10 protein-coding genes are annotated in these 10,005 nt (G+C 63.1%); 6 read left to right on the forward strand and 4 right to left on the reverse strand.

The window, feature by feature from the left end; genetic code table 11:
- The first annotated feature begins 108 nt into the window (after positions 1-108).
- Positions 109-2,781: an aconitate hydratase AcnA gene (gene acnA / locus AAF563_13060; protein MEM7122206.1), complete on the forward strand. Its 2,673-nt coding sequence runs from the start codon at positions 109-111 to the stop codon at positions 2,779-2,781.
- A 7-nt stretch (positions 2,782-2,788) separates the two neighbouring features.
- Here acnA and AAF563_13065 read toward each other — a convergent pair whose 3' ends face one another.
- Positions 2,789-3,466, reverse strand: coding sequence for an HAD family hydrolase (locus tag AAF563_13065; protein MEM7122207.1), 678 nt, complete (start codon positions 3,464-3,466; stop codon positions 2,789-2,791).
- Positions 3,467-3,591: 125 nt separating this feature from the next.
- Here AAF563_13065 and AAF563_13070 point away from each other — a divergent pair, with 125 nt between their 5' ends.
- The 4 genes from AAF563_13070 (at position 3,592) to AAF563_13085 (ending at position 7,034) form a co-directional block, all read left to right on the forward strand.
- Positions 3,592-4,146: an AAA family ATPase gene (locus AAF563_13070; protein MEM7122208.1), complete on the forward strand. Its 555-nt coding sequence runs from the start codon at positions 3,592-3,594 to the stop codon at positions 4,144-4,146.
- 113 nt (positions 4,147-4,259) lie between these two features.
- Positions 4,260-6,026, forward strand: coding sequence for an adenylate/guanylate cyclase domain-containing protein (locus AAF563_13075; protein MEM7122209.1), 1,767 nt, complete (start codon positions 4,260-4,262; stop codon positions 6,024-6,026).
- 136 nt (positions 6,027-6,162) lie between these two features.
- A complete protein-coding gene (locus AAF563_13080) occupies positions 6,163-6,459 on the forward strand; it encodes a hypothetical protein (protein MEM7122210.1) in 297 nt (98 codons plus the stop codon).
- 101 nt (positions 6,460-6,560) lie between these two features.
- Positions 6,561-7,034: an adenylate kinase gene (locus AAF563_13085; protein ID MEM7122211.1), complete on the forward strand. Its 474-nt coding sequence runs from the start codon at positions 6,561-6,563 to the stop codon at positions 7,032-7,034.
- Positions 7,035-7,058: 24 nt separating this feature from the next.
- On the opposite strand, the gene AAF563_13090 is transcribed toward AAF563_13085, so the two are convergent.
- Together AAF563_13090 and AAF563_13095 are read right to left on the reverse strand one after the other, a co-directional pair.
- The gene (locus AAF563_13090) at positions 7,059-8,525 is read right to left on the reverse strand and encodes a sodium:solute symporter family protein (protein MEM7122212.1); all 1,467 of its coding nucleotides are present in this window, start codon (positions 8,523-8,525) and stop codon (positions 7,059-7,061) included.
- Complete coding sequence (locus AAF563_13095) at positions 8,522-8,776, reverse strand: hypothetical protein (protein MEM7122213.1); 255 nt, start codon at positions 8,774-8,776, stop codon at positions 8,522-8,524. The genes AAF563_13090 and AAF563_13095 overlap by 4 nt, the downstream gene beginning before the upstream one ends.
- A gap of 106 nt (positions 8,777-8,882) precedes the next feature.
- On the opposite strand from AAF563_13095, the gene AAF563_13100 reads away from it, so the two are divergent.
- Positions 8,883-9,665 carry a class I SAM-dependent methyltransferase gene (locus AAF563_13100; GenBank protein ID MEM7122214.1) on the forward strand — a complete coding sequence of 261 codons (783 nt, stop codon included), beginning with the start codon at positions 8,883-8,885 and terminating at the stop codon, positions 9,663-9,665.
- 113 nt (positions 9,666-9,778) lie between these two features.
- On the opposite strand, the gene AAF563_13105 is transcribed toward AAF563_13100, so the two are convergent.
- The coding region (locus AAF563_13105; protein ID MEM7122215.1) for a PIG-L family deacetylase at positions 9,779-10,005 on the reverse strand (227 nt) is incomplete at its 5' end.

Raw genomic sequence — 10,005 nt, forward strand, 5'->3', positions numbered from 1 at the left:
ACGTGCATTTCAAATTGATGTATACGCTGCACTGCACCATGTGGTCATAAGGGGAAGCGCTGTTGCGCGCGGCGCCGGTCCCCTGTCTATCGCCCTGGGAGAGTGATTGTGCCAAGTTTGGACAGCTTTTCGACCCGCCGCAGCCTTGATGTCGGCAACCGGTCCTATGATTTTTTCAGTCTTTTGGCCGCCCAGGAGGCACTGGGCGATATCAGCCGCCTGCCGTTCTCGCTGAAGATCCTGCTTGAGAATCAGTTGCGCCATGAAGACGGCGGGTCGGTCACCGCCGACGACATCCGTGCCGTCGCCGACTGGCTGAAGGAAAAGCGGTCCAGCCGCGAGATCGCCCATCGCCCGGTGCGCGTCCTGATGCAGGACTTCACCGGCGTGCCGGCCGTCGTCGACCTGGCCGCCATGCGCCAGGCCATGGTCGAACTGGGCGGCGATGCCGAGCGCATCAATCCCTTGTCACCGGTCGATCTGGTCATCGACCACTCGGTTCAGGTCGACGCCTTCGGCAACCACGAGGCCTTTCAGCTCAACGTCGAGCGCGAGATGGAGCGCAACAAGGAGCGCTACCAGTTTCTGCGTTGGGCCCAGACCGCGTTCGACAACCTTCGTGTCGTGCCGCCGGGCACCGGCATCTGCCACCAGGTGAACCTGGAATATCTCGGCAAGGTCGTGTGGAGCCATGAGGAAGACGGCAAGCTGCTTGCCTATCCCGACACGCTTGTCGGCACCGACAGCCACACCACCATGATCAACGGCCTGGCCGTTCTGGGCTGGGGCGTCGGCGGCATCGAGGCGGAGGCGGCCATGCTGGGTCAGCCGATCTCGATGCTGATCCCCGAGGTCATCGGCTTCAAGCTGACCGGCAGGCCGAAGGAAGGCACGACCGCGACCGATCTGGTACTGACCGTGACCCAGATGCTTCGCCAGAAGGGCGTGGTCGGCAAGTTCGTCGAGTTCTTCGGCGAAGGGCTGGAGCACCTGACGCTGGCCGACCGCGCGACGGTCGCCAACATGGCGCCGGAATATGGTGCCACCTGCGGCCTCTTCCCGATCGACGAACGCACCACCGACTACCTGACCTTCACCGGCCGCGATCCCGATGTCGTGCGTCTGGTCGAAGCCTATGCCAAGGCCCAGGGCATGTGGCGCGAGGCGGGCGCGCCCGATCCCATCTATACGGACACGCTGGAGCTGGATATCGGCACCGTCGAGCCGAGCCTGGCCGGGCCGAAACGCCCGCAGGACCGCATTGGTCTATCCGGTGCGTCACAGGCGTTCGGTAAGGTACTCGGCGAATACCGCAGCGATGGCGAAGCGAAGAGCGCGCCGGTCGCCGGTTCCGATGACGCGCTTGAGGACGGTGCCATTGTCATCGCGGCGATCACCAGTTGCACCAACACGTCGAACCCGGCGGTCATGCTGGCCGCCGGCATGGTCGCCAAGAACGCTCTCGACAGGGGACTCAAGGTGAAGCCCTGGGTCAAAACCTCACTGGCGCCGGGCAGCCAGGTGGTGACCGATTACCTGGCGCGTGCCGGCCTGCAGGATGCGCTGGACGAACAGGGTTTCGATCTCGTCGGTTATGGATGCACGACCTGTATCGGCAATTCCGGTCCGCTGCCCGAGCCGATCCACAACGCCATTGTCGATGGCGATCTGGTTGTCTGCTCGGTCTTGTCGGGCAACCGAAACTTCGAGGGGCGCGTCCATCCCCTTACCCGCGCCAACTATCTGGCCTCGCCGCCGCTGGTGGTCGCCTATGCGCTGGCCGGCAACATGGCGATCGACATCACGCGCGAACCCTTGGGCGAAGGCGCCGACGGTCAGCCGGTCTATCTGAAGGACATCTGGCCGACCAATGACGAGGTGCAGGAGACCATGCGCGCCTCACTCGACCGCGACATGTTCGAGAAACGTTATGCCGACGTCTTTACCGGCGATGAGGACTGGCGCTCGCTCGCCGTGCCGACCGGGCGCACCTATGACTGGGATCCCGGTTCGACCTATATCCGCCATCCCCCGTACTTCGAGGGCATGGGCAAGGGCGAGCCGACAGCCGTGCCGGACGTCAGGGGCGCGCGCATGCTCGCCCTGCTCGGCGACAGCGTTACGACGGACCACATCTCGCCCGCCGGCAACATCGCCAAGGACAGCCCGGCCGGCGAATACCTGTTGAGCTATCAGGTGCAGCCCAAGGACTTCAACAGCTATGGATCGCGGCGCGGCAATCATGAGGTGATGGTGCGCGGTACCTTCGGCAACATCCGTTTGCGCAACGAGATGGCGCCGGGCACCGAAGGCGGCTGGACAACGTTCCAGCCCGATGGTGAGCGCATGACGATCTATGACGCGTCGATGCGTTATCAGGAGGAGGGCACACCGCTGGTCGTCGTCGCCGGTAAGGAGTACGGCACCGGCTCGTCGCGTGACTGGGCGGCCAAGGGCACGATCCTGTTGGGCGTCAAAGCGGTGATCGCCGAGAGTTTCGAGCGCATCCATCGCTCCAACCTGATCGGCATGGGCGTCGTGCCGCTGGTCTTCAAGGACGGCGTGACTCGCAAGACCTTGAACCTGGATGGGTCTGAGACCTGGGACATCACCGGTCTCGCCGCCGGCATTACCCCGCGCATGGACATGAAGGCGACGGTGACGCGCACCGACGGGTCGTCGGAGACGATCAGCCTGCTGTGCCGGATCGATACCGCCGACGAGGTTGCCTACTACATGAACGGCGGCATCCTGCAATACGTGCTGCGCCAGGCGGCGTAAGCCGGCCCTAAGCTTCCAGCTCGCTCAGCATGCGGTGTGTCGCATCCGCGGCTTTATCGAATGTCGCGACAACATGATGCGCGCCAGCTGCCGACAGCTGCTGATAGTGATCGTGTTGTATGTGTGATGCGGCGGTCAGGCCGATCACCCGCATGCCCGCGGCGATGGCGGCTTTGACACCGGACGGGCTGTCTTCGATGACCACACATCGATTGGGCTCGATGCCGACATTGCCGGCGGCATGCAGGAAGATGTCGGGATGAGGCTTACCCCGCTCAACCATGGATGCGCTGTAGACGTGGGGCGCGAATTCATCTCGCAGTGCCAGGATGTCCAGACAGGTGTTGAGACGCTTAGGCGAAGACGACGATGCGATGCATTTGGGAACGTGCCCAAATGTCTCGATGTAGTCGCGTACGCCGGCAACCGGCATGAGGTCGCGGCGGAACCTATCGAGTGTCTCGCCTTGGAAGTTCTCGTTGAACCCTTCCGGCAGAGGTCGACCTAGATCGGCTTCAATGGCCGCGACAAGGTCGTCAGGTCTCTTGCCCATGTATCGGGCATAGGAGTCTTCCAGCGTCGTGGGCAAGCCCAGCGCCGTCACAATGTCGGCCAACACCATGTTGGATAGAACTTCGCTGTCGGCGATGACGCCGTCGAAGTCGAAGATCAGCAAAGCGTCCATCGAATCGCCGTAGATCCATCCATGGCCATGGCTTGCCGGAAAGCGTTGGGGTGTGCAATGACATATCGCCGACGTTTCCTGCCACGCGGGTTCGTTGATCTGACACACCGAGGTTACGAGGCGACATGGCAACGCTGGCCATCGTGATGAGCGGCCTGCCGGCAAGCGGCAAGACGACGCTGGGCCGCGCCATCGCTGAGGCCTTGGATCTTCCCTGTCTCGACAAGGACGACTTTCTCGAACGCCTCTACGAGACCGAAGGCACAGGCGACCGTGTGCATCGCCGACGGTTGAGTCGGCGCAGCGACAAGGCTTTTCAAGATGCCGCCGAAACTCTGGACACCGCCGTTCTCATATCCCATTGGCGACCGCGCGGCGGCCCCGATGACACGGGGACTCCAACGGCGTGGCTCGGCAAGACATTCGACACGATTGTCGAGGTCTGTTGCGTGTGTTCGCCGGAGTTGGCGGCGCGACGTTTTGTCGCGCGGCAACGCCACCCCGGACACCTGGACGCGGCAAGAGGCCACGATGGTACGTTGGCTCGTATGCGGTCACTGGCCCCGGGATATCCATTGCGCATCGGGCACTTGGTTGAGGTAACTGCGGACGGCAAGTCGGATTGGCCGAGTATGATTGAACACATCAAAGCGCGGCTCGCGAGCTTAGACCTGCGCTAATCCGATGCTTGTACAACTGTATTGATCGAGCCAGGATTGAAACTTGTCGAGCGCGCGTGCGCGGATGGACCTGCGCAATCGCGGACAACGAAGAGATCCATCGCGAACGCCGGATGCCAGAGTTCGAACGCAAGCTGACCACAATTCTTGCCGCCGATGTCGTGGCGTTCTCTGACATGATGGGCCGTGACGAGACGGGCACGCTTCGCAGCCTCAAGCAGTGTCGTGACTTGATCGAGACCTGCATCGGCGATCATCACGGTCGCGTGTTTGGCGGTGCCGGCGACTCACTTATTGCTGAGTTCGGCAGTCCCGTCACGGCCGTGCAATGCGCCGGCGACTTTCAGGGACAAATTGCCGATCTCAATCGCGGCCTGCCGGCGCAGCAGCGCATGTGGTTTCGTGTCGGCATCAACCTGGGTGACGTGATGATCGATGGCGAGAACCTCTACGGTGACGGGGTGAACATCGCCGCACGGCTGGAACAGGAAGGCGAGCCCGGCGGTATCTGCATCTCCCACAAGGTCCATAACGAGGTGCACCGCAACCTCGCCATGTCATTCGCTGACGGCGGGATGCGGACCTTGAAGAACATTGATCAGCCCGTCGGCGTGTTTCATGTTCGCCCGCTCGATCAAGATCCTGACGTGCGTCCTCCTGGCCGGGAACGCGAGGCAGGCCGTCCCGTATCTGGTCGCGGCAAGCGGCTGAACACGAGCGATCCGACGCTGATCGTCCGCGACTTCAAGGTGGCCGGCGCGGACGATGCCGTGTTTCTCGCCGACGGACTGCGAGACGGTCTCATTAACAGCTTGAGCCGACACGCGGCGATCGATGTGATTCGTCACGAACCGCAGGGCGAACTTGCGGTCGACTTCGCGCTTGAAGCCTCCGTCAGAGGTCAAGGAAACCGGGTGCGCATCATCTTCAACCTGATCGAGCTGGCGACAAACAGCCAGGTCTGGAGCGAACGCTATGACCGGTTGATTGAGGACGCACTCGATATCGAAGAGGAGATTGCGCGCGCCGTTGCCGCCGCGGTTCGCGTCAAGTTGAAGATCGTCATCTTCCAGCGTCTTCGCGATACCGACAACGACGAGCTTTCGGTGCCGGAACTCCTGGACAAGGCCGCGGGCTACTTTGCCTCAGGGCCCGGTCACGACGGTTCGGCGGAAGCGGCGCTGCATATCGCGGTGGGGCGCGATCCCGACAACTCCATGGCCGCGGCCATGTTGGCACTCGCCATGCTGCGCGGCTTCGAGTACTCGCCGCTGGCCCTCACGGCGGAGACAATCGATGAGATCGGCGAACATGCCGAACGGGCCGTGTCGTTGAATGCTGAGAGTTACTTCGCACACCTCGTGGCCGGCATGGCGTTACAGGATCTTCACGGTGATTTTGAGCGGGCCTTACGTCATGCGCAGGCGGCGCTCGAGCTCAACCCGGAGCTCTTGGGCGCACATGGCCTGGTCGGCACTGCGACGTGCCATCTTGGCGACCCCGCGGCAGGCGTGTCGATCCTGAAGCGGACGATGGAGATTAGCAGGGAGGATCCCCATCGCTTCAGACATATGCGCGAACTGTCGATCGCCCATTTCATGTCGGGCGATATCGAGACGGCAACCGATCTCATGGGTCAGTTGGTCGAAAGCGAACCGCGGATGGATCGCAACAGGCCTGTGCAGGCTGCTTTCTTATGGCTGCGGGGTGATGCGGACGAAGCCACTGCCGCGGCGCGCCGGCTGAGCGCGGCTTATCCCGAGTTTTCCTTGTCCACCATGCGGCCTATTCACTTCGGCCAGCCTGATATCGCCGACCGGTTTGATAAGGCGCTCCGGGCGCTTGGATTGAACGAAGCGCGCGAAACCGGCGAAGCGTGAGGTCGATGATTTCGTGCTCTCTCGCATAAACGACCTTACGCTGTGCGGCGTGCCGGATTGGCGGCACGGCGCTGCCATCAACTCGGCGCTGGATACGGTGATCGCCGCCAGCGAAATGCTCTGAGGAGGGAATATCATGCCGATGTACGTCAACCACTTTACCTGCAAGGCCGACGTCTGGCCGACGGACCGCGATGGCGAGATTGCCGTTTGGGAAGCCATGGTCGGCGACGCAAAGGCCTTGGTGGAGGAGGATAGCCCGGTCAAATTTACCGGCTGGATCAGCAACACCGAGAGTTACGTGCTGCTGGAGGCTGACTCCAAGGCCGAAATCATCGGCATCTGTGCGCGGTTCTGGCCCTACTTCCACAACGACATCATGGAAATCGTTCCGACGCACAAGGCGGGGCCGGCGATCCTGGCTGGTGTGTAAGAAGGCTGGGAACGACGATAGCCGACCGCTCGAATGATCTGAGCCCTGCGCTACCGAAGCGCATAACGGTCATCGGCAACGCCGGTGGCGGCAAGTCGACTTTGGCGCGTCGCCTTGCGGCGGTGCACGACCTGCCGTACCGCGAGGTCGACACGTTGTTGTGGAATCCCGATTGGACGCGGGTCGACGACGCGGCATTCCACGCCGCTCATGATGCGCTGGTCGCCGGCGACCGTTGGGTGATCGACGGTTTCGGTCCCTGGCGTTCGGTCGACGCGCGGTTCCGGCGTGCCGATACGATCGTGCTGGTCGACCTGCCCTTGTGGGTTCACTTCTGGCTCGCGACCGAACGGCAGATAGCGTGGCAGAAAGGCACGCTTCAGGACGGACCGGCAGGCCATCGCGAACCGCCAGAGACGCGTGCGCTCTTTGAGATGATCTGGCAGATCGACCGCGATGCATTGCCACAGCTGCGTCAGCGCGTCGACGAGGCAGAAGCAGCCGGCGCAAAAGTGGCGCACATAACCTCTGTTGACGACCTGCAAGGCTTCGCATTGAACATTGACCTCACCTGAGGCCAGACATGCCAGACATGCAGCTTAGGTCTGGGTTGCCTCACGCGGATGCGGTCGCGCGAGCAGGCTCAAGACGGCGCCAACAACAAGGTTGAGCATTACCGCCACGACGCCGGCATGCACACCCCAGATCTTGCCGTAACCGGCGAAATCCAGGCCGGCGGCCAGCGCCACGCCGACGACAAGGCCGGCCAGGGCGCCCACTGCCGTGAAGCGACGCCACGACGCGCCGAGCACGAACAGCGGTGCTGCCTGCAGCAGGATCTCCAGCTTCAGTTCGATCAGTCCCCAAAGTGATATCTGCGGCGTAAAGGCGACGGCGATCAGGACCAGCATGACGACCCACGACAACCTTTTGCCGATGGTGGTCAGGCGCTGAGGGCTGGCCGACGTCAGCCAGGTCTTAGCCAGGACGTCCTTGGCGACGATTGAGGAGAGGCTCAGCAGCATGCTGTCGGCCGTCGACATGATGGCGGCGATCGCGCCGGTCAGCACGAGGACGGCCATGGCGTAGAGGAACCACGACTGCTCGGCCCACAGCCGGATCATCTCCGGCAGCACCTGATCGGCCTCGATGCCATCGAGACCCTGCAACTGATGGATCGCCAGGATGCCGACCAGGAAGACCGGCAGCGTGGTGACCAGTGGCATGAAGCCCATGGCGGTGAGCGACCGGCGCAGGGACTTGGCGTTCCGGGCGGCAAAGATTCGCTGGATCGCCTGCGGGTAGATCGAGGCGCTGAAACAGACGAGGACGATGGTGCTGATCCAGGTGCGGATCGCGCCGTCTTGCGGCACCGCCGCCTTGGCCGGTTCGTTCTCGATGATCCATTGGGTTGCCGAGGCCATGCCCTCGATTCCCGGCAGGACGGCGACCAGCATGCCGATGATGCCGACCAGCAGCATCAGCGCCTGCAACGCGTCGGTCCAGACCACCGCGCGCATGCCGCCGACGCTCTCGTAGATCACCACGACCAGGCCCAGGCCGACGACGCCGGCCCAGTACGGCACCGCACCATCGGACAACGCGTCGACCGTGTGACCCATGGCCATGAGCTGGGCGAGCAGGAAGTTGGTGATGGTAACCAGGAAAACTACGCTGGCCGCCAGCGATAGCGCGCGCGAACCGAAGCGGTGATCGATCCAGTCGCCGGGGGTTACGAACTTGAAGCGGCGGGACTGGCGGTAGAGCTGCGGCGCGAAGGTCAGGTAACCGACGATCACCACCATCATGAAGCCGACGCTCATGACCCACATGAAGCCGATGCGATAGGCTTCGCCGGGATAGCCGATCAAGGAATTGCCGCTGTACTGTGTCGCGTAGAGCGTCAGCAGCAGGAGCAGCGCGCCGATGCTGCGGTTGGCCAGATAGAAGTCGGCGAGGTCGCCGCTCTCGCGACGCCGCCGCGCCGCAAGGCCCAGCACGATCATCAAGACGAAGTAAAGACCGACAAAGGCGATGGCGCCCGGACCGAAGGGGCCGAGACTCACGATGGGTCCTCAGGTTCGGTGTCGTCATCTGGCCAATATCGGCCGACCACGAAGGCGGTGAAACACGCGATAGCGACACAGGCCACAAGAGATACAACGACCCAATAGGGCAGGCCCAGCCACAGCGCCGGCGTCTCGTCCGCCGGCAGGTACCAGGGGATCGAGAGCGCGAAGAGCGCGACATAGACCGCCCAGATCCAGATGCGCCGGGCGAGCGGCCGCGATGGTGATGTCGATGATGAAACGGGCATGACCCCTGCCAACAAAATGGGATCTGATGGTATAGCGTGGACTTCCATGGGACCAGTTGGCGCGGCCTGGTCTCAGATGGAACGATCTGGAACGGAATGGGATCGCATGGACTTCACTGACCCCCGCATGCTTGAGATCTTTTTCAGTATTCACAGCGACTTGCCGCGTGAAGGACCGGGTAGTCGTGAGTCCACGGCGAAGGCGCTTTCGTTGTGCGGATCCTTGCCGGACGACGCTCGCGTGCTCGACCTGGGTTGTGGACCGGGTCAGCAGACCATGGACCTTGCCGGGCTTCTGCCAGGCGCGACGATCACCGCGATCGACAATCACCCGCCCTTTGTCGACGAGACCAATAGACGCGCCACGGCGAAGGGTGTCTCCGGACGCGTCAAGGCCGAGGTCGGTGATATGACAGCGCTCGACGATGCGCCTGCCAGTTTCGATCTCATCTGGTGTGAAGGCGCGGCCTACATCATGGGTGTCGAGGCGGCGCTCAAGGCGTGGATGCCGCTGCTCAAACCTGCCGGCCGCGTCGCGCTCACCGAAGCGGTGTGGCTCAAGTCCGATCCGCCGGCGGACCTGAGGCGTGTCTGGGATGCCGAGTACCCGGCGATGCGGGACATCCCGGCCTGCCGCGATCTGGTCGCGTCATGCGGTTACCGCCTGCTTGGCGACTTCGTGCTGCCCGACAGCGCCTGGTGGGACGACTACTACACGCCCAAGCTTGCCAGGATCGAAACCCTGCGATCGACCTATGCCGGCGACGAAACTGCGCTCGCCGTGCTTGATGAAGCGGTCGAGGAGACCCTGATGCACCGCACGTACAGCGCCTACTACGGCTACGTGTTTCTGGTGATGGCGCTAACCCCCTCACCCAGCTTCGGCTAGGGCGCTACCGCGCCCAACCCTGCGCAACCCTCTCCCTCGCCGGGGAGAGGGAAACAAAGGCAGGCTCCCTCTTCCCTTGAGGGAGGGGGTTGGGGTGAGGGGTGCCAGAGAGATCAGCCGATCAGGTCTTCGACGCCGCCGATCATGCGGATGACGTGGAAGCCCTCGCCGTGGGCGAAGCCGGCCTGGGTGCCGCGGAAGACGGAGAGCGCGCGCAGCGCCTCGACACTGCGGGCGGCCGGGAAGGGCGGGATCTGACTGCCGTAGCAGGCCAGCGCCTCAAGCTTGGTGTCGATGGTCTCGGTGATGTCGACGACCCAGTTGGGCGTGAAGTTGGGCT

This window comes from Pseudomonadota bacterium (genome assembly GCA_039028155.1).
Lineage (GTDB): Bacteria > Pseudomonadota > Alphaproteobacteria > SP197 > SP197 > JANQGO01.